Raw genomic sequence first — 25,953 nt, 5'->3', positions numbered from 1 at the left:
TATAAAGCTTCAGCATGAATAATTATCAAATATCTACACCAAAACCTATTGTTTTCACAACGGTATGACCACATGCAGCGTCCAAGTATCACCCTCTTCACAAGTAGTAATCGACCCGCTCATCGCGTCAAGCATCCTCCGATGAAACGCAAGTCCCCTTCCTGAAACCTTCTTCTTATAGCCGCTCTGTGCATCGTGCGGGCACGCTATAGCGTTTACCTGCGTGATGCGGAGGCATCTGTTCTCGCGACTGACAAAAACAGCGTATGGCTGACTCGTATCAGCGTGACAAGAAATATTGGTGTATAACTCATCAATCAGACTTGTACACTCATCAATCAGATCCGCACAAACACTTTCACCAGTATCATCAGCATCCGCAACATCCAGCTGAATCTCACTTGTTCCAACAAACCCGAGCGTCTTAAGCCGAGAATCCCCCTCATCACAATGCTCGCGAATAATTCTCTCCAATGAAGAAACATCTGGCATCTGTATTTCTTGCGATTCGCAATCAAACCCTTCGCCGCCAACGGGATTTGCGGGGTCGATATCTCGTCCAAGAATATCAATAACTTCATGAACATTGTCCATCGTACGTTGAGCCGCATCATCGATATGTTTCCACGCAACCCGTTCCTCGTCCGATAAGGTTTTACCCTCCAGCTGCTGCTGCGCAATAAAGGCAATATACGACAGACCACCGGTAACCGTATCATGCGTCCTGCTGGCCAATTTTGCATCTCGGCGCATAACCGTCATGCGATAACCCGCCTGTTCCAATCTCCTATCGCGATCCGCAAGCACTGCGATAAGCGCCCGATGCGCGGCAACAAATGCATATATCAGCCAATACAGCGCATATACAACGCACAAGACTCCCCCGACTAATGCCAACCATAACCAGTGCGACGCGTCATAAGCAATCATTGTCGCAGTGCCCAGCAACGGAACACCATATCCGCCGATATACGCATACAGCGTATCGTTATCAACGAATTTTTCCAAGGCTTTTGCCAGCCCGCCCGCAACCGACGAATGTATCGTGCCACGGTATTTCATGCATCTCACACGCCGTTTACCGAAAATATTTTCCCCACGGAACAGGCGCACGATGTACACGCCTCGATTGACGATGAAATACACAGTATAGGAAACAGCAAAAAACGCGCTGACACACGCATAGAATCCGTTTCCATCACGAGAATAGAGCCATCCTGCAGCCATCGCTACAACCAGCAATGGCAGATGAAGCTTCGCTTCCCAGCATGGATGAGGTGCCGAACAGCGCAGCAATCGAACACGAAGCACATAGCCTCTCCGTCCAGCCCACAGCCGACAAACAATATGCTTACCCGGCAGAGGCGGGGGCTTCCGGAATATTCCCCACTAAAAATGCAAACGCCTACACGGTGCTGCGGCCGCAGTATGCTGGGCCGGGGCAGCCGCAGCCTATGCCGCCTGCCTAGCGGGGAAAAGTTCCAATGCGACAAATAGCCAAACACTATCTTCCGACCCGAAGAGCGAACAACCCGCAATCGAAGATACGCGCATTTGATGGGAGACGAGCATGCAGCGACAATTCCAATACGAGGGTGGAGATCGGGTGTTGTCGGTTTCCGAACCGCAAATCGACGAGGACACCTGGAGTGTAAACGTTCGTCTGGAAGACGCTTCTGGACAGACCGTCTGGGAGCATGTCATTTACGGCATCGACGAGGTGCAAGCCACGCTCCTGGGTTTACATTTTGCGAAAACCCGATTGCTGGATGACGGCGGCTATCGTTTTCTCGGCGGCACCGATTTGATGCTGCCTTGATTCACGCCCGTTCACAGCCGCGTATTCGCATGTCTATTTGTCCGATTCTCCAGAATCGGACGAGCTGCGTCGCGCCGCTTGAATTTCCCTACGAAAAATGGCGGAATTTAAGGATGGCTCCGTCGTACGGAAGCTCCCAGAGCTTCCTCCCTCCTCGCGTCGCGCCGCTTGAATTTTCCTACGGAAAATGGCGGCGCGACACGCCGATTTGAGGTTGCGTGGGTTGTGGTGTAGATTAGTCGACTGTCTGCGAGCGTGGCGGAATGGTAGACGCGCTGTCTTCAGGTGGCAGTGAGTGTATGCTCGTGGGGGTTCAACTCCCCCCGCTCGCACCATGATGAAAGGCCGGAGCCGAAAGGTTCCGGCCTTTTCGTTTCCCAAGCGGCAGTAAGGCTCAGCAGCTCACGACGCCTCCAGTGACTGGAAAAATCAGGACTCGTGTTCGTCTCGGTAATGGTTCCCCCCATGTCTTCATCGCCTCGATGATCGGACGTAAGCGTTCGCCGACTTCGGTCAACGAGTATTCGACGTGGTCGTGAACGCGGTCGGCGCTTGGACCGAAGAGACTCTGTCGGCGATCCCGAACACTGCCAAGCATCTGGCCGACGTGCTCGCCGGCACCGACGTGCGCCTTATCGGGGTCGGACGTGCGCACCATAAGTGTCCGATTCGGGAGAAACGGACAACTGTGGCGCAGTTTTACCCGTTTAGTTGTCCGTTTCTGGTGAATCGGACAATTAAGGTATGGGTTTTACGTTCTGGCTGTCCGATTCTGCAGAATCGGACAGTTTGTGAAGAATGGTTAGCGCACGAGGAAGACCATAATGATGATCATGGCGAAGCCGGTCAGGTCGGTGAAGGTGAACGTTTCGCCGGCCCATGCCACTGCGGTGATGGTGGCCATGACCGGTTCGCTGGTGCCGAGCATGGTGGCACGCACTGCGCCAACGCGCATCACGCCTGCCATGTAGAGCCAGAACGCGAGGAACGTGCCGCATACGATGGTGTAGAGCAGCAGGAGCATGCCTCGCGCGTCCAGTGCGGGAATGTTCACCCACGGTTGCGCGAACGGGCATAGGATGAGTCCGGACATGAGGAATGTGATGCCGTTGATGGTCATGTTGCCCCATTTGAGCATGAGCATGACCGGCAGGATGGACATGGCCGCGGTGCTCACCGCGTCGATCAGTCCCCATGCGAGCCCCTGCCATGGCAACGACAGCGAGGTGAAGTTGCCGCCGGTGGCGATGAGGAACGTGCCTGCGAATGCCAGGAGTACGCCGACCAATTCACGCTTGAGGGGCAGTCGTTTGCCGCGCAGGCATACCCAGGCGAGCACGAAGATCAGGTTGAGCGTCTGCAATACGGTGGCGGTTCCGGAGTTCGTCCAGTCGATGGTCATCAGGTAGGAGACCTGCACCAGAAGCACGCAGATCAGTGTGGTGACCAAATATTTCGGATACGATTTGACGTCTTTGACCGCTCCGGCGAGTTTCTGCGGTGTGGTGATGGCCGATCCGACCAGGAAGATCAGGCTGGCGAATAGCGCGCGTACGCAGGAAAGCCAGATCGGATCCAGCTGGTAGTCACGCATCAGCAGTTTGGCCACGGTGCTGTTCATGCCCCACATGGCACCGCCCAGCAGTGTCATGCCAGTGCCGATGAGCAGACTTTTCGGCGTCTGCTCCAGCACATGTTCCGTTTTTTTCGCGGTTTTTTTCGCGTTTTTTTGCGATTCGGAAGTTTTCTGCGATTGCGACGTCTGTCCCGACGTTTGCTTTGCCACGGCCTATCCTCGCTCTCTCCACGGCTTTCACGGCAAATTCACGGCGATTGTAACGCACACGGTGCGCATACTAAACGTCAGTTATGCAAAACAGATTTATTCCGCCAAACTTGCGTTCGGTGCCGCCAAAAAAACGAGGATTTTGTCAAGATATGATTCGAGCACGGCATTCGGCATGGAGAAAATTTCGTGCAATGACTGGCTGTACCGCACTTTTTCGATGGAACCGCCACCTTCTCGCACACGTTCAACGAAGTCATCTTGTGGTCCGTTGAGCACCCACACGTCGCGGCCGGCTTGGAATAGCAATACCGGGGCTTCGATGGCTCCGCACATGTCGGGTTTGAGCACGGCTCGGGAAAGCGCCATCGCCTGGTTTGCCCAATCGAAAGTGGCAGCATTGGTCTGGCATGACTTGTCTGTCAAGCGCTGTTTGTGGAACCAGCGGATGCGTGCTTCGGAGGCTCCCTTGTAATCGTCGGGATTGAGGTTTCCGTCGAAATCGGTATGGCCGAACACGCGCGATTTGCCGAAACCAAGCCCGCAGATCACACCGACCACAATGCGTGCAATCCACGTTGGCATGCCGACCACCGGCGCGATCATCGGCGTGGACAGTACCGCTTTGTCGAACAACGACGGGTAGCGTTCCAACACGGCCGCACCGATGCCACCGCCCATGGAATGGCAGTACAAGTACATTGGACCATCTCCAGCCACTTCGCGACCCACGGTCTGCGCGAACGTGGCGAAATCGGCCACATACCGGCGCCAATCGTCGATCCATACCAGGCTCGGGTTGCTCATGTCGTGCGTGGAATGGCCATGTCCGCGATGTTCGAACACGCATACGGAATAGCCGGCCAGTAGGAAGTACCACACCATTTCGCTGTATTTGCGTCCGAATTCGGTGAATCCGTGCGAGATCACCACCGCACCGCGGAATACGCCCGATGCGCCGTCTTCACGTAATGCGTCGAATTTGTGCGCGTCGTAGCAGTAGTAATGCAACCGTCCAGGATGCTTCAGCTTAGGCAGCATATTGCCGTCCCAATCAATGGTGGTGGGTTCCATCCAACCTTCCGTCATGCAGTTACGCAGCGCAGGCAGTACCGTTTCGTCCATTTCGGCGTCGTAGCGCGCCTCATCGATGAGCGTGATAGTCATGAATTCCATCTTAGGCGAACAAAGCCAAGACAAAACTAAGCACAAGCATGTGCGCTGTATAACGATGTATCAACAGTGCGTCACGACTGTATCGCCGCCCCCGCGCGTCACTCTCGCATACTATGGAAGCATGAAATGTGTTTCACTGCTGATGGTGGTGACGTTGTCTCTCACCAGCACACCAGCATATGCGTATGCAGCAACTCCCGTTAACGGCAACGACGATATCTCCACTGCCGCGAATCCCAACTGCCCAACATGGCTGCAATGGCTGTGTGGGAAAGGAAAGTGATCGCATAATGACCACGTCGGAAAAGCATCCTAAGATTCATCGCATCGCGCTAGTCGACAAGGATCCGCGAGCGCTGGATTCGCTCAGTGCCGTCATTGCCTGCAAAGTGCCGACCGCATATGTGGTGTGGACTGCGACTTCTGGCGATGAGGCGATAGAACGCTGTCAGGACGCGAACAGCAATGTCAGTTTGTTGATTCTTGATATGTCGATGGAGGGTTTGCAGGGGCCTGCTACTTGTCGTCGGTTGCGTTTGATGGGCAAGCATATGCCGATTCTTGGTGCGACGAGTTTTTCCATCAAAAGTTATCGGGACAAGCTGATGGAGGCTGGTGCGCAGGGTTTGGTTGGTAAGGAGAATGCCGACCAGTTGGCGCAGATTATTATGTGTATGTGCAATGGCGAGGTGATGGAGGGGTTTGAGACGCCTGCGTTGGCTAATTTGCGTATTAGCAGGGAGGCCGAGACTGCGCCTTCGCTCACTGTTCGTGAGGAGCAGATTATTTCTTTGTGCGCGGAGGGCATGCTTGATCGAGAGATTGCCGAGCGTTTGGGGATTTCCGAAGCCACCATCCGCAAGCATATGCAAAGTATTTTAAGGAAACTCAACTGTAAGACTTCGCGTCAGGCAGTGGCATTGTGGGTGAGGTCCAATGCGTTCTAAACCTGCAGCTCAGTACATTGCGTGGCGGAATCGTGTGCGCACGTTGCATCCGAATTTGTGGCATCCAATCCGTTTTACCATCATGTTGATCGTGCTCATATGGACCGTATATGGCGTTTGTTACGAACCGCCTACCGACATATCTGGCGTGGTTTGGATTGCGATGCTGGTTGCAGCGCTCGTGGTATCTCCATTGTTTCCAAAAAGCATGTCGGTGGCGATTATTGTGATTGTCTACGCTGGCGATCTGTTTACCTCTTACGCAAGTTCGGGTAATTCTCTTCCCACGCATCTCTACGCTTATGGCATGCTTGCGTACAGTACCAATGTCATTATCGCGACAGCGCTGTTCACATATTACATTGCTACTATCCTGCTGATTTCGCCTCCTGGCCCAGGCACTAACCCTGTCTCCATGATCAGCATGTATGCCATGGTGCTGCTGCTCGGCAGGGCGTTGAGTTGGAGCGAGAAAACGACGCGGAAGCGTTTTGAAGCGGCGCAAAACAAGAATCGGTTGCGGGAGTTGGAAAGCCGCGCACGCATTGCCGACGCTATTCACGATGCGGTGACGGGCGATTTGTCGGCGGCGGCGTTTGTGGCACAACGGCATGTTGACGGCGTTTCAGGCAGCCCTAGTGCCGCTGCCGGAGGCCCTGTCAGCGCAGCCGATGCAGCCGACGCCGAAGACTGGCGTCAGATCAACGAATACATTCTTTTCGCATTGACGAATGTGCATCGCGTTATCGACGAATTGAATATGGATGCCACCGTCCTCCCCGGCGATGCCGACGGCGAAGCGCTGGCCAATCTGCTGCGAACCACCATGGACGACGGCGACCGACGTTTGCGTAAACTCGGCTTCGAAATCACGTCCATACGGCACTGTGCGGGCGGCAAACCGAGTGCATCGCGGGAGACCGCCGAGCTTGCCAATAATCTGCTGCGCGAAATCTATGCGAATATCGCTCGTCATGCCGCTCCGGGAAGCAAGGTTGATCTTTCGGTGATGCTTAGACCGAATGCCATTGAAATCACTCAAATCAATCCCATGAAAGAAGGGCTAGCCGGAGCTGACGGGCACGATAACGAACTTCCTGGCGGCCATGGGCTGGCCTCGTTCAAGAAGCAACTTGAATCACATCAGGGCACGCTCACCGCGTCCGCGCAGGACGGCAGTTGGACGCTTTTCGCGTATATTCCGGTGACTGTCATCGACGATTCGCCGGGATTGTTTGAGCAAGTGCAGGCGTGATCGTGCATATTGCTATTGCAAATCTGACGTGATTCACGTGTTTTCTGATGTGATTCACGTTTCGACTTTGCTTGATATTCGCCTATTTCTAACGATTTTCGGCTTTTCCAAGCCCAAATTGAGGGGGTACACAAATGTGGTACCCCCTCGCTTGCGAAGTCGTTTTCGCCTGTTTTATGTTGGCAATCGGGAAGGGAACGCGTTCGCCCACGACGCTCGGATGCTTGGCAGTTCGGGAATCGCTGGGGAACGCGTTTTGCTTTTGTTTGATACTTTTGCTTGCGTTTTTGCAGTTATCATTACAGCGCTATAGGCGCAGCACTACCGCTCCAATGCTTCCGCAAGGAAATCGCGCTGCAGGATCAGCAGATTTTCGGCGACGGTTTCGTCATTAGTCATATGCGTGATGCCGGTCAGCGGCAGGAACGTGTGCTTGCGTCCGGCCGCCATCAGCGCTTGGCTCAGGCGTAGACTGTGCGCGATCGTCACATTGTCGTCGGCGAATCCGTGAATGAGCATGAGTGGGCGATCAAGCTGCGGCGCGTCGGAGATGATGCTGTTACGTTCGTACACGGCCGGATCAAGGCCCAAGTAGCGTTCGGTGTAGTGCGTATCGTACAGTGTCCAGTCAGTCGGGGGTGCGCCCGCGCAGGCTGCAGCGAAGGTTTCCGGCGCTTCCAACACGGCGAGCGCGGAAAGGAATCCGCCGTACGACCAGCCGATCATGGCTACGCGGTTGAGGTCGGGTTGCGGGATGGTGGTTTCCGAGGATTCCTTGTTTTCTTGCGCGGCCAGTGTTGCCAACGCTTCCGGTAGCGCACGTACGGCGTCTACTTGGTCTTCGAGCGTCACGGATTTCATGGTTTCGTAGATGGCACGGTCCCATTTCGGCCCGCGTCCGGTGGTGCCGCGTCCGTCGGCGGTGACCACGATGTAGCCTTGGTCGGCCCACCATTGCGCATCCCAATAGAAGGATTGGTTTTCGACGACTTGCTGGAATCCGGGGCCGCCGTAAGGTTTCATGAGCACCGGCAGAGTGTCGGCATGCGCGTATTCGCTGCTAGCCGAAGGGAGCACGATTGCCGTGTACAGGCCACGTTCGCCAAGTCGGGTGAAGTGTACGTTCGGCGTGAATCCGGGGGTTTCGGCATGGTTTTCGATTGGTGAGACCACCATTGACGCCACGTCTATACCATTTTCGTCGGTTGTGACGATGTTCATGCAATGCTGCATTTGCACAGTTGCATCATCCACGCCGCGTCCGGTCACCACGCAGCCGCTGCCTGCGCGAGACATGGTCCACTGGCCGGGCGCGTAGGTGAGAGGTTCCCATGTGCCGTCATAGCGAATCGACACCACGTCGAAGCTGCGGGCGTCATGATCGGCGGCGTTGGACTGCCAGAGGAATGGCAGGCTGTCGTCAGGCAACAGTTCGGGGGTGCGCTGTACCACACAGAGCACGTCGTCGTCGGTCACGTCGATCACTTCGCGCACTTGCAGTCCGGCCGGCGTGAAGGGCACGCCATTCGCGGTGAGGCGGTTCGTGTCGGCATCCATGTCGTTCATCGCGCAGATCAGGCGTCCGTTCGGCGTGAATGCGGGCGTGCCGTGGATCAGGTCGAGCCAGTAGGCGTTGCTGTGTTCTTCGAGCACGCGCGTGCTGCCCGGGCGTTCACCTTCGGCATATTCGGGGATGGCGATGGAGAAGGTTTCGACTTGATCGCCTTCATCGTCGGTGAATCCGTTTTCCGCATCTCGCATGGTGGCAATCGGTTCGCCCACGTGGATGGCGAGCACCTGATCGTGCTGCTGGCGTCGGTCTTGCACAAGGATGATCGGCTCATGCCCGCTCGTCCAGCTGACTGCGGCCAAGTATTCGTAGGTTTCATGGTCCCACTGCACCTCATTGACGATTGCCCCGTAGCAGCAGTTGTCGCTGTCGAAGCCGAGTTCCAGCAGGGTCAGTCGCACGTTGGCATTAGCGGTCAATGCTTGCGGATAGCGGTTGGATCGTGCAGGATTCGCAGGGTTAGCCGGGTCCGAAAGATGCCAGATTGGTTCCAGGGATTCGTCGTAGGTTTCGAACAGCACATATTTGGAATCGGGAGACCACCAGAAGCCGTCGTAGCGGTCCATCTCCTCGCCTGCTGCGAATTCCGCCAAGCCGATCTTCCATTCGCCGTCTTGCGGGATTGAAGCGACTACCGAAATCGCGTCTCCGATTTCGCAATCGTCGTCACCGGAAGCCGTGTCGAAAGCGGTATCGGCAAGATCGACATTCACTAGATAGGTGCCGGTGGTGTACATAACATGCTGCCCGTCAGGGCTGATACGCGGGTTCAGTACCGGCTTGAGCTCGTCTTCCTCTATGGCGATGGCTCGCGTCACGCCGGCTGCGATGTCGGTGAGGAAGAGTTGTCCGTTGATGGTGAAGGTCACGCGGTTGCCGCTTACGTCGGTGGAATAGCCGACAATTCCGGACCCGCCTTCGCGTGCACGTTCGCGACGCGCCCGTTCTTCAGCGGGAACGTCTTCGGCGTCGGCATCAGCGAGCAGCGTGCGCGGATCGGCGAGCAGCATTTCGCTGGCGTTGCCGTTTTCGTCGATCACGCTCATCCACAGTGAGGTGACGGTGTCTTCCGATCCGTCGGAACGCAGGAACAATGCACGGGAACCGTCTGCAATCACACGTGCGGAACGCGGAGCTCCGCAGGAAAATCGCAGTGTACGAGCTTTTTTACGAGGAAACTGTCGAATCGCATCTGTCATATTTCCAACCTATCACCATTCCATATCTCCTTTCCCACAGACATCCATCGCACAGCATGGGAATCGAAATGATGGTGACAAACTCAGAATCATATACCCCCTAGATGGTATAAAGACTGAAATATTGCATGAAATTTTTGCAATTAAAGGGCTTACGAATTGGCGCTCGGCGCTCTACCGCGTAGGATGGGTGAGGATAGAAAGGGACAAGCATGAGTGTTCTCGACCGATTTGAGAAGAGCGTAGAAGGCGCCGTCAACGGGGTTTTCGCCAAGTTCGGGTCCAAGGACCTGCAGCCCGTCGACCTTTCCAGCGCGCTGGAACGTGAGATTGATAAAGAGGCCATGCCCGTCACGCGAGACCGCACCGTGGCGCCGAACGAGTACCGTTTCAAGCTCAGCACACCGGATTTTAACAACATCGTCGATTGGGGTGCCGAGGCGCTGGCCAACGAGCTGGCCGACAACCTCACCCAGTATGCGAAGGACCAGCATTATGCATTCGTAGGCCCGGTCGTGGTGATCTTCGAAGAGGACCTCGAATTGACCAAGAGCAACTTCAAGCTGACGAGCGAATCCGTGCAGGGCAACACCGTGCCCGTCACCACCGAGGCGCAAACCGAAGATTGCCCGATGCTGGAGATCGGCGAGCACCAGTATCTGCTTACGGAAAGCAAGACCATCATCGGCCGCGGATCCGACTGCGACATCGTGATTGACGACCCGGGCATCTCCCGCCGTCATATGGAGATTGATGTCACCGACAATGGCAGCACCGTCATCGCGCGCGATCTGGGCTCCACCAACGGCATGTATGTCGAAGGCCACCATGTCGAGGCGGCCACGCTGCTCGACGGCAACACCATCACCATCGGCCGCACCCGAATCCTGTATTGGGCCTCTTCGCAGGATCAGGAGTAACCAACCCCAACCTCGGGAGTTGCCTCTATGCTCACTGAACTTACTTTCGCGATCCTCAAGTACGGCTTCCTCGTACTGCTTTGGATCTTCGTAGCCTGCACGGTGCGTTCGCTGTACAGGGATGTGGAAACGCTCAGCCCGCGCAAGTCGCGGGCTCATCGCCGTAAGGAGCGTCGCGCACGCAAGGCCGTCGAAGCGCCAGCGCCCGTGGCCGCCCTCGCGCCGGTGGTCAGCGCCACGTCAAGCGCCAAACCTACCTTGCTGGTCATCATCGATGGCCCTCTTGCCGGCAGTTCCGTCCCCCTGACCGGCAACACCATCACGCTTGGCCGTTCCGCATCGAACACCGTGGTCTTGGATGACGAATTCGTCTCGTCCCACCATGCGCGCGTCTACACGGATCCCGCCACCGGCAAATGGGCCGTCGAAGATCTGGGTTCCACCAACGGCACTGTGGTCAACCAGCAGCGTCTGAACGCGCCGATGATCCTCGGAACGCGCATTCCCGTACGCATTGGCGCAACCACCTTCGAATTGAGGTGACCCGTTTGCCGACTTCCCCCGCTTCACAACCGCTGTTCATGTATTCCACCGTCGTTTCCGACGTGGGTACCGTACGTTCCAACAACCAAGATTCCGCGTTCGCGGGCGAGCATCTGATCGCCATCTGCGACGGCATGGGAGGCCATGCGGGAGGCGACACCGCCTCCACCATCGCCATCCGTTCGCTGGCTCACATCGAGCAAGACAATGTGCAGGGCGATGTCCAGGTTATTGCCCACATGCTGAAAACCTCGGTGATGGCCGCGCATGACGCGATCGTCGGCAAGGCGAAGCGTGAACGTCGTCTCGCAGGCATGGGCACCACCGTCACTTCCGTCGCGCTGGTTGCGGGATATTGGGTTGTGGCGCATATCGGCGATTCCCGCGCGTATCTACTGCATGACGGCCGTTTGATCCGCATGACGTCCGACCACAGCTATGTGCAGCATTTGATTGATACCGGCCGCATCAGCGAGTCCGAGGCGCGCAATCATCCGCAGCGCAATGTCGTGATGCGGGTTTTGGGCGATTTCGATATCGACTCGCGCCCGGACATCGCCGTACGCAAGGCGCATCCGTCTGATCGTTGGCTGCTATGCTCTGACGGCTTGTGCGGCGTGCTTGAGGACTCCACGTTGCAGGAGATGCTATCCACCTGCTCCGATCAGGAAGAATGCGCTCAACAGCTGGTTTCGATGGCGCTTCGTGCCGGCAGCACCGACAATGTCACTGCGGTCATCGCCGACGCGACGCTCGCCCTCGACGCAGACGCGTTCGATCTGCCACATCAGACGCCGCTGGTCGGCGGCGCGGCCAGCGCAAGCCTCGAACCGATCGCCGACATCATCAACGAGCCGGTCGCATCCGCACCCGCACTGCGCGAAGGCAAGAAATCGCCAGCGGCCCGCGCGGCGGCATTGCGCAACGGCAAGAATCCCGACGACAACGACAATCCTCCGGAACAGCGCGTGGCACAACCATCCACGGTACGCGAGGAAAACGGTGACCGCACCAATCCCGATACCGGAGAAATCCCCGTCGTACAAAAGGATGACGGCCGTATTTCCGCCGATCCAAACGATCCGGAAGTCGCCAAGGCCATCCGCAACGAGCATATCGAGCAACGCAAGACGAAGCGATCACGCACCCGACGCAACCGCGTGATCGCCATCATCGTCACCATCGTGATATTGCTGGGACTGGCAGGCGGCGCTTTCGCAACCTACCGCTGGAGCCAAACCAAGTACTATATCGGCGACAATAACGGCGAAGTGTCGATTTTCCAAGGCGTGCCGACCAGTCTGTTCGGCTTCCAGCTATCACATGCCATCACCGACACCAATATGAAGACGAGCGAACTGCCGCCAAGTTGGCAGGAGCAGCTCGCGCAGGGCATTTCCTTCGACACGTACGGCGAGGCGAAAACGCATACGCGCCTGATCAAAAAGCAGCTGAAACAGCAGCAGGACGCCGAAGCGCAGAAGGGGCAGAACAAGACAAACAGCGGATCCGACAGCAAGTCGTCAAGCAAATCCTCTGATACGACTTCCAACAAATCGTCAAGCAAATCAGGTGATTCGGGCAACGCTTCGGCAGACAAGTCAGGCGGTGACCAGTCATGATGGCAACCCGTCTGAAGCAATTCGGCCTACTCTTGTTCAGCATGCTGATTTGCGGCGTCTCATTCTTCCAGATGTTCGAACGTACCACCGGCGGTTTCCCGCATAATTACCTGTGGATGCTCGCATTCGTCGGTGCATTGTTCCTGACTTCCTGGGGATTGCTGCTGCGGTTCCAGCCGTACGCCAACCAGGCGATCATGTGCTGCGTGATGGTGCTGACGGGCACCGGCATCATGATGATCGCCCGCATCGATCAGGATTCGAACACGTCCGTCGCGTTCAAACAGTTGCTTTGGCTGTCGATCGCGCTGGTTGTGGTGAATCTGCTGGTGATTTTCATGAAGGATTACCGTGTGTTGCGGCGGTTCTCGTACGTCAGCATGGTAATCGGTTTGGTGTTACTGCTGTCGCCGATGCTTCCGGTGGTCGGTTCCGAACAGTATGGCGCCCGTATTTGGGTGAGAATTCCCGGTTTAGGATCGTTCCAGCCAAGCGAATTCGCGAAGCTGTTCCTTGCGTTCTTCTTCGCCTCCTACCTATATGACCACCGCGACCAGCTCGCGGTCGGTGGCAAGAAGGTGTTGGGTCTGCAGTTGCCGCGCATCAAGGATCTGGGGCCGATCATCGTGGTGTGGATCGTATCGATGGGCGTGCTGGTCATGCAGCACGATTTGGGCACGTCGCTCATGTTCTTCGCCATGTTCGTGTCCATGCTGTATGTGGCCACAGGGCGTACCAGTTGGATTGTGATTGGTTTCATCGCGTTCGCCGTGGGCGCGTTTGCGGCGGCCAACATTTTCAGCCATGTCGGCGCCCGTGTTGACGCCTGGCTGCATCCGTTCGACTCGACGCAATACAGCAAGGAGTATGGCGGCTCATACCAGCTTGTCACGGGTATTTTCGGCCTGGCATCAGGCGGCTTGATGGGCACTGGCCTTGGGCAAGGTCACCCGTCGCTCACTCCGATCGCCAACTCCGACTACATCTACGCGGCACTTGGCGAAGAGCTGGGCCTCACCGGCCTGATGGCCATTCTGATGCTCTATTTGCTCATCATCGCCGCCGGGATGATCACTGCAATGAAAATCAAGGATGGGTTCGGCAAGCTTCTCGCATCGGGCCTCGTGTTCACCATGGCCTTCCAAGTGTTCACCGTGGTGGGAGGCATCACGTTAGTCATACCGCTTACGGGTTTGACTCTTCCGTACATGGCCGCCGGCGGATCTTCACTCATAGCGAATTACATGTTGGCAGCACTCTTAATGGTGATTTCCAACTCGGCAAACAAACCCGAATCCGATATCGACAGCGACACGTTCCAATACGAGGCGATGCAGGCGCTGAGCGCCCGCAAGCAGAGCCGCGCCCGCAGAAGCGTCTCCTCCGAGCAATCCTCTACGCAATCGCAAGCTGTTTCACCGGCAGCCACGCAAGCCGTTCCGCAAGTCGCCATACCGGCCGCCATGCAGCAATCGCAAGCAACGGAAATCATCTCCACGGCAACGCCGGTCGCAGGCACGCCAATCGTACCCCCTGCTCCCCCATCGAATGGGTTCGGCACATCTGACATGCCGAGCACGCCGAACCCATCGGGCAACACGTCAGAGGGGAGCCAAGCATGAATAAATCACTTCGCCAACTGTTCACCATCGTGGTGGCGCTGTTCGTCATTCTGGGCATGTCCACCACGATCATCACGGCGATCCGCGCGAACCAGCTCAACAGCGACCCGCGCAACACCCGCGCCCTCTACCACGAGTATGGTGCTCCGCGTGGCGCGATTCTCGCGTCGGATGGCTCCGTCATCGCCAAATCCGACCCGTCGAACGACGCTTTCTCCTATCAGCGCTCCTATGCGGCCGGCGCGCTGTATGCGCCGGTCACCGGCTTCTTCTCCATCAGCCAGCGCGGTTGGAGCGGTATCGAAGCCTCGCGCAGCTCGCTGCTGTCGGGCCAATCCGACCAACTGGTGTGGCAGCGGTTCAAATCGCTGTTCACCGGCCAAGAGAACAAGGGCGCGACCATCGAAACGTCCATCGATCCGAAGATCCAGCAGGCCGCCTACAACGGCCTCGCCAACAATGACGGCGCGGCCGTGGCCATCGAGGTGAAGACTGGCCGTATTCTCGCCATGGCGAGCACGCCAAGCTACGATCCGAACCAGCTGGCAAGCCACGACACGTCCGAAGCGAACGGCAACTATTCCGCGCTCTCGCAAAACGAATCGAACCCGATGCTCAACCGCGTCACCTCGCAGCTGTATCCTCCGGGATCCCCGTTCAAGACGGTGGTGGCGGCCGCCGCGTTGGAAACGGGCGAATACCAGACCGACACCGAGATTCCGGCCGGATCGAGCTATACGCTTCCAGGTACGGCCACGCAGTTGACGAACGCAGTGTCGCAGGCCGACGGTTCGGATGGCAAGATCACGTTGGAAGACGCGATGGCGTATTCGTCGAACACCGCATTCGCCCAGCTGGGCGTGGCTTTGGGTGACGAAAAGATCTCATCCATGGCCGAAAAGCTTGGTTTCGACAGTCCAATCGCCGTCGACGGTTCCGAATCCACGGGCACGCCGTGGGTGAGCGTGGCGTCGAATTTCCCAACCGATGCGGCCGACGACAAGCTCGCCTTGGCGTCCATCGGCCAGGGAGACACCGTGGTGACCCCGCTACAGAACGCGCTGGTGGCCGCTGCAGTGGCGAACGGCGGCAAGGTCATGCGGCCGACGTTAGTGGATCGCGTGCGTTCCTCCGATCTGTCGGTCATCTCGCAGACCAAGCCGCAGGTAATGAGCCGCGCGTTCAGTTCGGACACCGCAGGCAAGCTCACGCAGATGATGGAAGCCGTGGTCACCAAGGAAAACCAGAATCTGGCCATTGACGGCGTGCAAGTAGCAGCGAAAACCGGCACCGCGCAGATCGGCAACGGCAACACGTCCATCGACGGCTGGGTGATAGGATTCGCCCCTGCGGACGATCCGAAGATCGCCGTTGCCGTGGTGGTGCACAATGTGGACTTGTATGGCTCATTCGCCGCAGGACCGATTATGAAAGCGATGATGCAGGAGGCGCTGGCAGAGTGAAACTGATTGAAGGACAGCTCATCCACCGACGCTACAGGTTGGATGCCCGTCTGGCCCAAGGTGGCATGGGCGAAGTGTGGAAAGGCTACGACATCCAGCTGGGCCGCCCGGTGGCCATCAAGGCGTTGCGTGGCGATTTAGGGGTCACGCAGGAGGCCAAACTGCTTCGTTTGCGTGCGGAAGCGCATAATTCCGCCAATCTTGCACACCCGAACATCGCCGCTTTGTTCGAATATTACGAGCATGACGGCATAGGCTTCCTCGTTATGGAGTATGTGCCCAGCAAGTCGTTGGCCGACCTGTTCCACGAGCAGAACGGTCCGATGGAGCCGACCCGCTTGCTGCCGATTCTCATCCAGACCGCACGTGGCCTGTTCGTCGCTCATTCACATGGCGTAATCCACCGCGATGTGAAGCCGGCGAATATCATGGTGTCCGATTCCGGCGAGGTGAAGATCACCGATTTCGGCGTCTCCTACTCCACTAATCAGGAGCAGATCACGCAGGACGGCATGGTGGTGGGCACCGCGCAGTACATTTCCCCGGAGCAGGCGCAGGGCCAGCATGCCACGCCTCAATCCGATATCTATTCGCTTGGCGTCGTCGCCTACGAGGGCCTGTGCGGGCATCGTCCGTTCACGGGCGCCACGCCGGTTGACATCGCCGCAGCCCATGTCAACAATCCGGTTCCGCCGCTGCCCGACTCCGTCGATGTGCAGCTGCGTGAATTCGTCATGTCAATGCTGGCCAAGGATCCCCTTGACCGTCCAAAGGACGCGTTGACGGTGTCGCGCACATTGTCCCGCATCGAACGCCGTCTGCTCGACCAGCAGACACAATTGGCTGACACGATGGTGGTGCCTACAGGTGGAAGGCTTCCGCGCCGCGTAGTCAGCAGACCTCATATCTCCTTGATCACTGATGGGAAGGAACAGGGATGAACATCAACATGCCTACCTCTTTGGCTGGTGAACGTTACCAGCTCGGCCAACTGGTCGGCCGTGGCGGCATGGCCGAAGTGCACGTGGCGCTCGATACGCGTCTTGGGCGTACCGTCGCGGTCAAGATCATGCGCGCCGACTTCGCCAACGACAAGATCTTCCTTGAGCGTTTCCGTCGCGAAGCCCATTCCGTGGCACAAATGAACAATCCCAACATCGTGAACATCTACGATTCGGGCGAGGAAGTCGTCACCACCGAAACCGGCCAGACCGAGCATCTGCCGTATCTGGTGATGGAGTATGTCAAGGGCCAGACCCTGCGCGACATTCTCAAAGTGAACGGCGCTTTGAGCCAGCGCGACGCCGAACAGGTGATGATGGGCGTGCTCAACGCGCTCGAGTATTCGCACCGCATGGGCATCATCCACCGCGACATCAAGCCCGGCAACATCATGATTTCCGAGCAGGGCGTGGTCAAGGTCATGGACTTCGGCATCGCCCGCGCGCTCGACGATTCCGCCGCCACGATGACGCAGTCGCAGGGCGTGGTCGGCACCGCGCAGTATCTGTCTCCCGAACAGGCGCGCGGCGAAAGCGTCGACATGCGTTCCGACCTGTATTCCGCAGGTTGTGTGCTGTATGAAATGCTTACTGGAAGGCCGCCGTTTACCGGCGATTCCGCAGTGGCGATCGCCTACCAGCATGTTTCAGAGGTCGCCACTCCCCCAAGTTCGGTTGTTCCAGGATTGCCGAAGATGTGGGATTCGATTTGTGCGAAAGCGATGGCGAAGGATCGTCAGAACCGTTACGCCACGGCTTCCGAATTCAAGAACGATCTGCTGACGTTCATGAACGGCGGTGTGCCGATGGCTGCCGCGTTCAATCCGTTGACCGATCTGACCAATATGAAGGCCCGCAAGCAGGCCGAAATGACCGCGAATACCGTGGCCATGACCCCTACCGGTGAAACGGCCGCAACGCAGGCGTTCAATCCCGTCACAGGCCAGTTTGAGGCCGTGCCGAACCCGCAGAACGGCGTTGCCACGAAAACCCGTGCGGAACAGCGTGCGGAGGCCGCGAAGGCACGCAAGAAGAAGCAGATCATTATCGGCTCTGTCGTGGGCGGTCTGGTGGCTTTGCTGGTCATTCTGGGCGTGTTCTTCATGCTGAACAAGAGCGACTCCGCAGCTGACATGGTGGAAGTGCCTGATTTCACCGCCACGGCGAATATTTCCGAGGCGCGCGTCGAAGAGCAGCTCGCAGCCAAAGGCCTGAAGCTCGACGCCCGCGAGGATTCCGATTCGAGCAAGCCGAAGGGCACAATCACCAAGCAGAATCCAAAGGGCGGCAAGAAGGTCGCCAAGGGCTCCACGGTTTCCGTATGGTTCTCCACCGGCCCGCAGTCGGTCGCGGTGCCGGATGTGTCGAACAAGAGCCAGGACGATGCGAAGTCCATTCTTGAGGCCGCCGGCTTCAAAGTGGGCAACGTGCGCACGGTAGACAACGTATCCATCGAAAAAGACAAGGTGGTAAGCACCGATCCTGCCGCCAATTCGAAGCAAACCGAGGGCACGATCATCACGCTGTACATTTCGTCCGGCATGACCAAGATTCCCGACAATCTGATAGGACAGCCGAAGGATTCGGCCATTGAGCAGCTCAAGCAGGCCGGTCTGACACAAATCACCATCGAAAGCGAGTATTCCGATTCCATCGCTTCCGGCGCTGTGACCCGCGTCGATCCAGGTGTCGGAAGCACGGTCGAGGCTGGTACCACGGTCACGATTTGGGTGTCCACCGGCAAGCAGCAGATCAGCGTGCCCAGCGTGATCGGCATGAGCTATGCGAATGCCAAGAGCCTGCTGGAAAGCTACGGCTTCCAGGTCACGGTTTCCGGTCCGGAGGATGGCACCGTCACGGGCATGTCTCCAACCGCCGGTACCCAGTCCGATAGCGGAGCCACGATCACGTTGACCACCAAATCCTCCAGCACCGATAATGCAGGCAACGGCGGAGGCAACAACAGCAATAGCGGCAATAACAACAACGGCAACAACGGCGGCAACAACACCACTCCCGGCGAAGGCAACTGATCGATCGTCACAACCGCGATAGCCGCCATAATTCACAATGAAGGCCCGACTGGAAATCCCCAGCCGGGCCTTCATGCTTACGATTGCGTTTTACGAAACTCACGTTTTCCTGAGATTCGTTCCCGAAATTTTCGCGCGATTCACGTATTCCGTGATTCCCTGCAGTCCTTACGTTTCGCGTGTTTCCGCATTTTCACGTGTTTTCGTGCCTTCAGGCCGCGACCTTCGGCTGCAATCCGGCGGAACGCTCCACCGCGTTCTCCTGCCCGCACACCTTCAGCCAGTTCGCAAGCAATCGGTAGCCGTCCTGAGTCATCACGGATTCGGGGTGGAACTGCACCGCGTACATCGGCTTGCTGCGGTGCTTAATGCCCTGCACGATGTGGTCGCTCTGCGTCCACGCGGTCACCACCAGCTCTTCCGGCACGGAATCAGGCTCCACGGCCAACGAATGGTAGCGAGTGGCGGTCATAGGATTGGCCACTCCTTCGAAGATCTCGTCGTCGATGTGCTCCACCAAACTGGTTTTGCCATGCATGATGGTAGGCGCATGGCTTACGGTGGCGCCGAACACTTCGGCCAGTGCCTGCATGCCCAAGCAAACGCCGAACATGGGCTTGGACTGCTCCGCGCATAGGCGGATCATATCTTCGCTGGCGCCGGATTCCGCCGGAGCGCCAGGCCCTGGGGAGATCAGCACGCCGTCATATTCGTCGATCACACCGTCCTCGCTCGGGTCGATCGCATCGTTGCGCACCACCGTCACCGTGGCACCCAACGTCTTCAAATATCCGACGATCGTGTACACGAACGAATCGTAATTATCCACGACCAGAATGCGTGCGGAATCGGTCATCATGCTCCTATCGACGTTGGAATGCCGGCATCCGAATATTTCGAATCGTTCGAATGCCTCAAATCCTTCGAATATTCCGAATGCTTGCGTTGTGCGAATACTTGCGTTTGAACAGCAGTCTACGTGCGCAACATGTCATGACATGACGCGCGTCTCACGCAGCAACCGCAGCAACCGCAAAAAGCGCCTTATACGGCCGTGTAATTCGACATTTCCTGCAATGCCGGAATATTCGTCGCAGCCCACGGGAACAGCCACTCAAAGCACGATGCGGCCGCCGCGAAAATCAACAACGCCATCAGCACGAGTCGAATCGGAAGTACGCCCGGCTGTAATCGCATCAATCCTCCGTACAAGCTGAATTCCGGCTTTTCGCAACGTCCCGCGCGCACGTCGGCGAGGTACGGCCAACGCCATGCCACGAGCGCGGAAAGGAAGATGATCACGTATGCGGCAAGCGCGCCGAAAATCCACGGTTCAAGCGAGCTGACGGATGCGACGATCGACGATTTTTCGTTGTTGACGAATTTGACTTTACCGTTGGAGTCGGTGGATGCGAGCTCCTGGGGGATGCCGTCGGACACTTTCGCCCAGTATGAGAATTCCGCGTAGCTGATCCAGCGGTGTGTCGGCGTGGAATATTTCGGTTCGCACGTAGTCATGGTCAGCATGCGTTTGGTCGGCGTAGCGCCGGGATTTTCGGGGTTGGCGGCGACCACTTCGATGTCGGTCGGCAGCACGATTTTGTGGCTCGTGTAGTGATACACATACCAGTAATCCTGCGTGCGGATGATAATCGGGTCGCCTTCCTGCAGTTTGTCGACATCGCCAAGTGGCTGTCCGTAGCCGTTGCGGTGGCCTGCGAAAGCGAAGTTGCCGACTTGGCCGGGCATTTGCGAGTCTTTGTAGTGGCCGAGGCCATGTTTGTTGAGTTCGTTGAGGGAAGTTCCCTCAACGAGGTTGCGTTGCCATTGGCTGCCGAATCGCGGAACGTAGACTTGGGCGATCAGCTCGCCTTCCTGCGCGCTTTGCGGTTGCGTTGGCGGGTCGCCTTCCTGCACCTGCGCGATGGTGACGTTGTCAGATTGGCCCGGGTCGGACCATGATACGGATTGGCGCGTTTCGATTTGGTTGTGTTCGGCTTGCACGCCCGTCCACCACATTTGCCATGCGATGTAAAGCGCGCAGATGGCCGCTGCGGTCAGCATGAGTTCGGCGAGTATGCCAAGTATCGTCCATACCACGCTTTTGCGGCGTTGTTTATGTGCCACGTGCTTCATCGTTTACTTCCCCTCTTGCGATTCCTGCACATCTTGTAATTGCTGCGTTTCGTCCGTTTACTGCGTTTCTCCTGTTCCGTCGCTCATCGCCTGCGCGTATTGCAGCGGCTGCTGCAGAGCGTCGGTCGCCTCGAAATGCAGTTTCTCTTTTTCTTCGACCTGCCAGCCTAAGCCGAACGCACTGACGTACTGCCGGTATATGGTCACGTCCTGTGAATCGTCGAGCGCTTTTTTCATATTGTCGACCGGCCCGATCGCGGAAATAGTGAATGGCGGCGAATACTTTTTGCCCTGCAGGAGCAACACGTTGCCGGAGCAGCGCACCGCGGAGTTGAAAAGCACGCGCTGGTCCATGATCATCATGGATTCCGCGCCGCCCGCCCACAGCGCGTTCACCACGGCTTCGACGTCTTGCTGGTGCACCACGTAGTCGTTGATGTTGGATGTCGATCCGCTGGAGTCGATCATGTTTTCCCAGAGTGGCGAATCGTCGAGCGTCACCACGAGTCCGGGACCTTCCACCGCAGGCAGCATGGTACCGTTGCCTGCGCTTTCGCTGTCTTGCGGGTCGGTGTCGCCTTGGCTGCTCAGTGTTTTGCTCAAATCGTTCACGCGGGAGCTGAGCGCGTCGACTTCCGCCTGCAGGGAGTTGACTTTTTTCACGCGTTGTTCCACAAGTTCGGCGGTATCGTTGGTCACCACGACGGAACGGTTCACGCGCAGGTTTGTGGCAAGCAGGAATCCGGAGAACATGAGCACGAGGACTGCCGCCGCTCCGGCCGCTTTCGACCGTTTCGCGGTGTGCTTTCCGGTGTGCTTCGCCATGCGGACCTTCCTGATTCCTATTAAGCATTTGCTCTGATCGAGAACAGTTTTTGCGCTGTGAGTTCGCCGCTTTCGAGTCTACCCACTATTATGACTTTTAGCCTATTAAAGGAGACTATGCTGATGGCTGACGAAGAGCTGCACGAAACCACCGCGGACAATCAGAACGATCTGCAGTCCACGGACGACACCGCTGCCGTTGAAGAGGGCAACGAAACCGTTCAGAATGCCGCTGAGGAGACCACCGTCGAATCCGCTTCCGCTGATTCCGATGACGATGACGATCTCGACATTCCGATGGACCGCGTCGAAGCGGTACTGAATGCCACTGTCGATAAGGATTCCCTGAGCCCGCAGATGCAGCGCATGATGAACCGTCAGGCGGAAAACACCCGTCGCGTGGAGGAGACTATCAAGGGCACCAAGTCCAATCCACGCTGGTTCGTGCCTCTGTTCTGCGCGCTGATGATCATCGGCCTGGTTTGGGCCGTGGTCTACTACCTGACCTCCAACTACCCGATTCCGAACATCGGCGCATGGAATCTGGCCATCGCGTTCGCGATCATCATGGTCGGATTCATCATGACCATGTGGTGGCGCTGACCCACCGTTTCACGTTTATCGTTTAGGCAGCTTCGGTAGCACGTTTGAAGTAGGGGCGTCTGTACTCTTCGCACGGTCAGACGCCCTTTTCGCATACCCTTTTATGATTCTTTCGCAATCGTCTTGCTATTCCTGCGACTCGCCTATCACTTGTCTCGTGCTTTTCTTAATTTCCGGTTCGCTTGTTCAGATTTTCGACGTACGCAGCAGCACATGATCGCCGCCTTGCATGGTGGTACCAAACAGGTAGACCGTCCCACCGTCGGCAAGCTTCAATTTCTTGCGTAACTGCGGTGCCGTAAGCGGGAAATTACGTACCGCGATATTCGCTTGTTTCACACCGTTCAGCAATCGTTTTGTATCTTTTTTGTTCATGCTTCCGACTGCTTCAATCGCAAATCCTCGTCCCGGAAAATCGGCGATTTGCTGTTCCGACACGAACAGATGGCTGCTCGGGCCGATCTGCGTCACACCGAATCGTTCCTCGACCAGATCGAAACAGCCGGCCTTCATAATCGACGCATTCGGCTCATACAAGTAGTTTTTCACCTCCGGCAGCGGTTTGCCGCCAATGCGCAGGCCTTGCGTATATGCGGCAGAATCATAGTCGATCCGCTGATCGTCGTTCACGCAGAACATGTGCGGCGCGGCATACCGGCCATCATGCGATGCGGCTGCGGTACGTTCGGCTTTCGATTCACCGTCAAACGAGTCCACCGTGCCTGCCGAATCCATGCCGCCATTCATCTGCTCCACGCGCGTGCGTGCCAACGGCGTCTTGTCGTTGTCCGTCCGTCTCGTCCACATATCCATCTGCCCCATGCGTGCGCGCGCCGCAGGACGCCGGTGCGAACCCGCGCCATCCACGCCGTCGCGCGCATCCGCCTGCGCCGGCCGTCCCAGTACCAGCAGCAGTTCCTTGCATTCGTTGCCGGTGGCCACAATATGCACTTCGCGTACGGCCCCGTCGAAATCGGCGACCGCCTTGCGCCAGTCCAGCATGGGAGACAGTTTGACCAGCGTGCACTGCGATTTGGCAAGCAACAGGTCACGCAATTCGAGTACGTTCGGCGTGCAATCCTCGATCGCGTAGGTGCGCGCGCCATGCTCGTCGCGGCGGGCCGGATCAAGGTAGATAAAGTCCACCGGATCCATCTGCCTGAGGTATTCCACACCGTCGCCACACACGATACGCGCTTGGTCGAGCCCCAGTGCGGCCATGTTGTGCTCGGCCAGATCGCACAGGTGCCGCCGTCGTTCCACATAAGTGGCTTGGCTGAATCCGCGCGCCAGATATGAGAAGTCCACACCGAACCCGCCCGTCAGATCCACCATCGCCCTTTTCGCCACCAATGTGTCCGATTCTGCAGAATCGGACACTCTGGCGCGCACGGTTGCGGCCGACGCAAGCAGGGTTTGTGCGATTTCGGACTTGTATTGGGCTGTGAACTGCGAAGAGCACTGTTCCATGGAAATGTGCGGAGGGTATACGATTCCCTCGCAGGAGGCCCATTGAGGCAGTTTCTTGCTTGCAATCTGCCATCCGGCGATCTGGTCGAGCGCCAACGGCAGGTCGAGTCCGTCCACACGCCTGGCTTTCAACGCCAGTTCGCGCACGTCCTCGTCGCGATGCATCGCCACGAATTCGCGCGTCTCATCATTCATGATTGTCATTAGTGACGTACCTGATTTCGTTTTGTTGATCCGTCGTCATTCTGGGGATTTTCTAGTTTCACACGATGTGGATAAGTCGTGGATTATTGTGGACGGATGTGGATAGCATCTATATCTTGTGGACAGTTTTACGACCGCCCACAAGATATAGGGCGGTATTTTCCCCATTTTTTCGCTATGCACAGGCGAGTTATCCACATTTTCCACCGTTGAAAAGCCGGGGAATTCGCCGTTTTGTGAATATCCTTGTGGATAATGCACCAAGTTATCCCCGACTTACCCACAGCTTGCCTCCAACTTATCCACAAACTTATCCACAAATGTGGATAAGTGCATATTCGCAATTCCCCAAACCTTCTTTTTCTCCTACCTACCACCTAAAAGAACAAGCCAAGAAGGGGGTTTACACGAAGTGGATTGCTCATATTACACGCGACGACAATCGCAATAATCACGCCCAACATAATTACGCCGTAAATCAGTGTGCGCTGCTGCAGGCTTTTGCCGCGCAACGCATGCAGGCCGGAAACTAGCAGCCAGGCGAACACTCCTCCGACGATGAATCCGCCGACATGCGCCTGCCATGCGATGTTCGGCGTGATGATCGGCATCAGGAAGTTGATGAGCATCCAGATCAGCATGGATCGAATGTCTATGCCAATACGCTGGTATACCACCAGAATTGCCGCGAACAGGCCGAATAACGCGCCGGAAGCGCCGTATGCGGATGTCAGCCAACCGTTTTGCGAGAACAGTGCCCAGACCATCATGCCGGCGCTTCCGCCAAGTCCTGACAGCACGTATAACGCGAGGTATGGCAGATGCCCCATCATGCGTTCCAATACAGGCCCGACGCACCACAAGGTCATCATGTTGAAGAGAATATGCCAAAGGGAGGCCGGCTGGTGCAGGAACATTGACGTAATGAAGGTCCATGGGCGGTGGGTCGCCAGCGCGGGCATGAATACGCCTGTGCCGACGAACGCGTTGCAGCCGGCCGGCCAGGCGATTTTCAATAGTGTTTCGACAATCCAGACCGCGACGCATATCACCATGATCGCGACGGTGATCACGGGATCGCCGTTACGCCAGCGGTATCGCATGGAACGTGCAGAGCAGAGGTCTTTGAATGACGGGGAATCGGGAAACAGACTGAAACGTTGATAAGCCATGTTTCAACCCTACTGGAACGTGCGAATCCGCGAATCTGCAAAATCATTGCAAATGATTGCATTCTTGTGAATCCTCGGCGCGTAAATCCACCCAATCAACACATTCAAGGAATTAAGATAGTGAACAGAGTTGGCTTGAACGAGCAGGTCAGCCAATGTTCGCCGATATTTGGGAAAGGAGCCGTCATGGAGAACAAGTCTTCTAACGGTTGGAAGTTCTTCGCACTGCTCTTCGGAGCTTTGCTTGCCGGTGTCGTCGGTCTGTATGTGTACAAGCAGCAGAATCCGGATTACGATCCGTGGGAGGAGCCGTGGGAGAACAGCTCGTCTCCTGTCGATCTTGGTCTGACCAAGGATGCCGAAGAAGCCAAGGAAGCCGACACTGAGGCCGCCGCCGCTCCCGAAGCCGCCTGATTCCTACTTCTTTTCAAAGCCCTGCCGTCCTTTCGCGCAGGGCTTTTTGTTATCTAGACATAAAAAGGGACGATTCCAAAGAATCGTCCCTTCGTCATCACTCTTTATCTAGCGCTATCAGGCGAGCGGAGCGAGTGGACTGACGCGTGCGGTATCAAGGCGTGGAAGGCGAA

At 57.0% G+C, this 25,953-nt stretch carries 22 protein-coding genes and 1 tRNA gene; 13 read left to right on the top strand and 10 right to left on the bottom strand.

What is annotated here, in order from left to right:
* Window positions 1-54: 54 nt before the first annotated feature.
* On the bottom strand, window positions 55-1,227 hold the full coding sequence (locus BBKW_RS00280) for a hypothetical protein (RefSeq protein WP_144314080.1): 1,173 nt from the start codon (window positions 1,225-1,227) through the stop codon (window positions 55-57).
* Between the two features lie 343 nt (window positions 1,228-1,570).
* Between BBKW_RS00280 and BBKW_RS00270 the strand changes: the two genes are divergently transcribed.
* On the top strand, window positions 1,571-1,819 hold the full coding sequence (locus tag BBKW_RS00270) for a hypothetical protein (RefSeq protein WP_034255222.1): 249 nt from the start codon (window positions 1,571-1,573) through the stop codon (window positions 1,817-1,819).
* A 249-nt stretch (window positions 1,820-2,068) separates the two neighbouring features.
* Window positions 2,069-2,154: transfer RNA gene (locus tag BBKW_RS00265), tRNA-Leu, on the top strand.
* Between the two features lie 59 nt (window positions 2,155-2,213).
* Here the strand turns inward: BBKW_RS00265 and BBKW_RS11230 are convergent.
* The 3 genes from BBKW_RS11230 to BBKW_RS00255 all read right to left on the bottom strand — a co-directional run bounded on the left by BBKW_RS11230 (window position 2,214) and on the right by BBKW_RS00255 (window position 4,772).
* The gene (locus tag BBKW_RS11230) at window positions 2,214-2,417 is read right to left on the bottom strand and encodes a winged helix-turn-helix transcriptional regulator (RefSeq protein WP_414835674.1); all 204 of its coding nucleotides are present in this window, start codon (window positions 2,415-2,417) and stop codon (window positions 2,214-2,216) included.
* Between the two features lie 204 nt (window positions 2,418-2,621).
* Window positions 2,622-3,605, bottom strand: a complete 984-nt coding sequence (locus tag BBKW_RS00260; RefSeq protein WP_033501542.1) for a DMT family transporter — start codon at window positions 3,603-3,605, stop codon at window positions 2,622-2,624.
* A 96-nt stretch (window positions 3,606-3,701) separates the two neighbouring features.
* Entirely contained in the window at window positions 3,702-4,772 is a 1,071-nt protein-coding gene (locus tag BBKW_RS00255) for an alpha/beta fold hydrolase (protein ID WP_193786595.1), read from the bottom strand.
* 299 nt (window positions 4,773-5,071) lie between these two features.
* Between BBKW_RS00255 and BBKW_RS00250 the strand changes: the two genes are divergently transcribed.
* Together BBKW_RS00250 and BBKW_RS00245 are read left to right on the top strand one after the other, a co-directional pair.
* Window positions 5,072-5,728 (top strand): response regulator transcription factor, encoded by a 657-nt coding sequence (locus tag BBKW_RS00250; RefSeq protein ID WP_033501544.1) that lies wholly within the window; start codon window positions 5,072-5,074, stop codon window positions 5,726-5,728.
* 307 nt (window positions 5,729-6,035) lie between these two features.
* Window positions 6,036-6,983 (top strand): sensor histidine kinase, encoded by a 948-nt coding sequence (locus BBKW_RS00245; protein ID WP_231858496.1) that lies wholly within the window; start codon window positions 6,036-6,038, stop codon window positions 6,981-6,983.
* A 321-nt stretch (window positions 6,984-7,304) separates the two neighbouring features.
* Here BBKW_RS00245 and BBKW_RS00240 read toward each other — a convergent pair whose 3' ends face one another.
* Entirely contained in the window at window positions 7,305-9,752 is a 2,448-nt protein-coding gene (locus BBKW_RS00240; RefSeq protein WP_033501546.1) for a S9 family peptidase, read from the bottom strand.
* Window positions 9,753-9,964: 212 nt separating this feature from the next.
* Between BBKW_RS00240 and BBKW_RS00235 the strand changes: the two genes are divergently transcribed.
* From BBKW_RS00235 to pknB, 7 genes are read left to right on the top strand one after another with little or no spacing between them, the layout of a single operon-like run.
* The gene (locus BBKW_RS00235) at window positions 9,965-10,672 is read left to right on the top strand and encodes an FhaA domain-containing protein (RefSeq protein ID WP_033501547.1); all 708 of its coding nucleotides are present in this window, start codon (window positions 9,965-9,967) and stop codon (window positions 10,670-10,672) included.
* 27 nt (window positions 10,673-10,699) lie between these two features.
* Entirely contained in the window at window positions 10,700-11,215 is a 516-nt protein-coding gene (locus BBKW_RS00230; protein WP_033501548.1) for an FHA domain-containing protein FhaB/FipA, read from the top strand.
* A gap of 5 nt (window positions 11,216-11,220) precedes the next feature.
* A complete protein-coding gene (locus tag BBKW_RS00225; protein WP_033501603.1) occupies window positions 11,221-12,837 on the top strand; it encodes a PP2C family protein-serine/threonine phosphatase in 1,617 nt (538 codons plus the stop codon).
* A complete protein-coding gene (locus BBKW_RS00220) occupies window positions 12,834-14,459 on the top strand; it encodes an FtsW/RodA/SpoVE family cell cycle protein (RefSeq protein WP_033501549.1) in 1,626 nt (541 codons plus the stop codon). The genes BBKW_RS00225 and BBKW_RS00220 overlap by 4 nt, the downstream gene beginning before the upstream one ends.
* A complete protein-coding gene (locus BBKW_RS00215) occupies window positions 14,456-15,922 on the top strand; it encodes a peptidoglycan D,D-transpeptidase FtsI family protein (RefSeq protein WP_033501550.1) in 1,467 nt (488 codons plus the stop codon). The genes BBKW_RS00220 and BBKW_RS00215 overlap by 4 nt, the downstream gene beginning before the upstream one ends.
* The gene (locus BBKW_RS00210) at window positions 15,919-16,863 is read left to right on the top strand and encodes a serine/threonine-protein kinase (RefSeq protein ID WP_033501551.1); all 945 of its coding nucleotides are present in this window, start codon (window positions 15,919-15,921) and stop codon (window positions 16,861-16,863) included. The genes BBKW_RS00215 and BBKW_RS00210 overlap by 4 nt, the downstream gene beginning before the upstream one ends.
* On the top strand, window positions 16,860-18,956 hold the full coding sequence (pknB, locus tag BBKW_RS00205) for a Stk1 family PASTA domain-containing Ser/Thr kinase (RefSeq protein WP_033501552.1): 2,097 nt from the start codon (window positions 16,860-16,862) through the stop codon (window positions 18,954-18,956). Before BBKW_RS00210 ends, pknB begins: the two co-directional genes overlap by 4 nt.
* 211 nt (window positions 18,957-19,167) lie before the next feature.
* Here the strand turns inward: pknB and BBKW_RS00200 are convergent, their stop codons facing one another.
* From BBKW_RS00200 to BBKW_RS00190, 3 genes are all read right to left on the bottom strand, one after another.
* A complete protein-coding gene (locus BBKW_RS00200) occupies window positions 19,168-19,812 on the bottom strand; it encodes an anthranilate synthase component II (protein WP_033501553.1) in 645 nt (214 codons plus the stop codon).
* A 188-nt stretch (window positions 19,813-20,000) separates the two neighbouring features.
* Window positions 20,001-21,092, bottom strand: a complete 1,092-nt coding sequence (locus BBKW_RS00195) for a class E sortase (protein WP_033501554.1) — start codon at window positions 21,090-21,092, stop codon at window positions 20,001-20,003.
* A 57-nt stretch (window positions 21,093-21,149) separates the two neighbouring features.
* Window positions 21,150-21,917 (bottom strand): DUF881 domain-containing protein, encoded by a 768-nt coding sequence (locus tag BBKW_RS00190; RefSeq protein ID WP_033501555.1) that lies wholly within the window; start codon window positions 21,915-21,917, stop codon window positions 21,150-21,152.
* A gap of 123 nt (window positions 21,918-22,040) precedes the next feature.
* On the opposite strand from BBKW_RS00190, the gene crgA reads away from it, so the two are divergent.
* Window positions 22,041-22,520, top strand: a complete 480-nt coding sequence (gene crgA, locus BBKW_RS00185) for a cell division protein CrgA (protein WP_033501604.1) — start codon at window positions 22,041-22,043, stop codon at window positions 22,518-22,520.
* A 186-nt stretch (window positions 22,521-22,706) separates the two neighbouring features.
* On the opposite strand, the gene BBKW_RS00180 is transcribed toward crgA, so the two are convergent.
* Together BBKW_RS00180 and BBKW_RS00175 are read right to left on the bottom strand one after the other, a co-directional pair.
* Window positions 22,707-24,194 (bottom strand): class I SAM-dependent methyltransferase, encoded by a 1,488-nt coding sequence (locus BBKW_RS00180; protein ID WP_033501556.1) that lies wholly within the window; start codon window positions 24,192-24,194, stop codon window positions 22,707-22,709.
* Window positions 24,195-24,571: 377 nt separating this feature from the next.
* Window positions 24,572-25,366, bottom strand: coding sequence for a rhomboid family intramembrane serine protease (locus BBKW_RS00175; RefSeq protein ID WP_033501557.1), 795 nt, complete (start codon window positions 25,364-25,366; stop codon window positions 24,572-24,574).
* 186 nt (window positions 25,367-25,552) lie between these two features.
* On the opposite strand from BBKW_RS00175, the gene BBKW_RS00170 reads away from it, so the two are divergent.
* The gene (locus BBKW_RS00170; protein WP_033501558.1) at window positions 25,553-25,780 is read left to right on the top strand and encodes a hypothetical protein; all 228 of its coding nucleotides are present in this window, start codon (window positions 25,553-25,555) and stop codon (window positions 25,778-25,780) included.
* Window positions 25,781-25,953 lie beyond the last annotated feature (173 nt).

Origin of the sequence: Bifidobacterium catenulatum subsp. kashiwanohense JCM 15439 = DSM 21854 (assembly GCF_001042615.1) — a bacterium.
Lineage (GTDB): Bacteria > Actinomycetota > Actinomycetes > Actinomycetales > Bifidobacteriaceae > Bifidobacterium > Bifidobacterium catenulatum.
The sequence above is the reverse complement of the archived record's forward strand: the minus strand, read 5'-3'. Positions and strand labels throughout refer to the sequence as shown.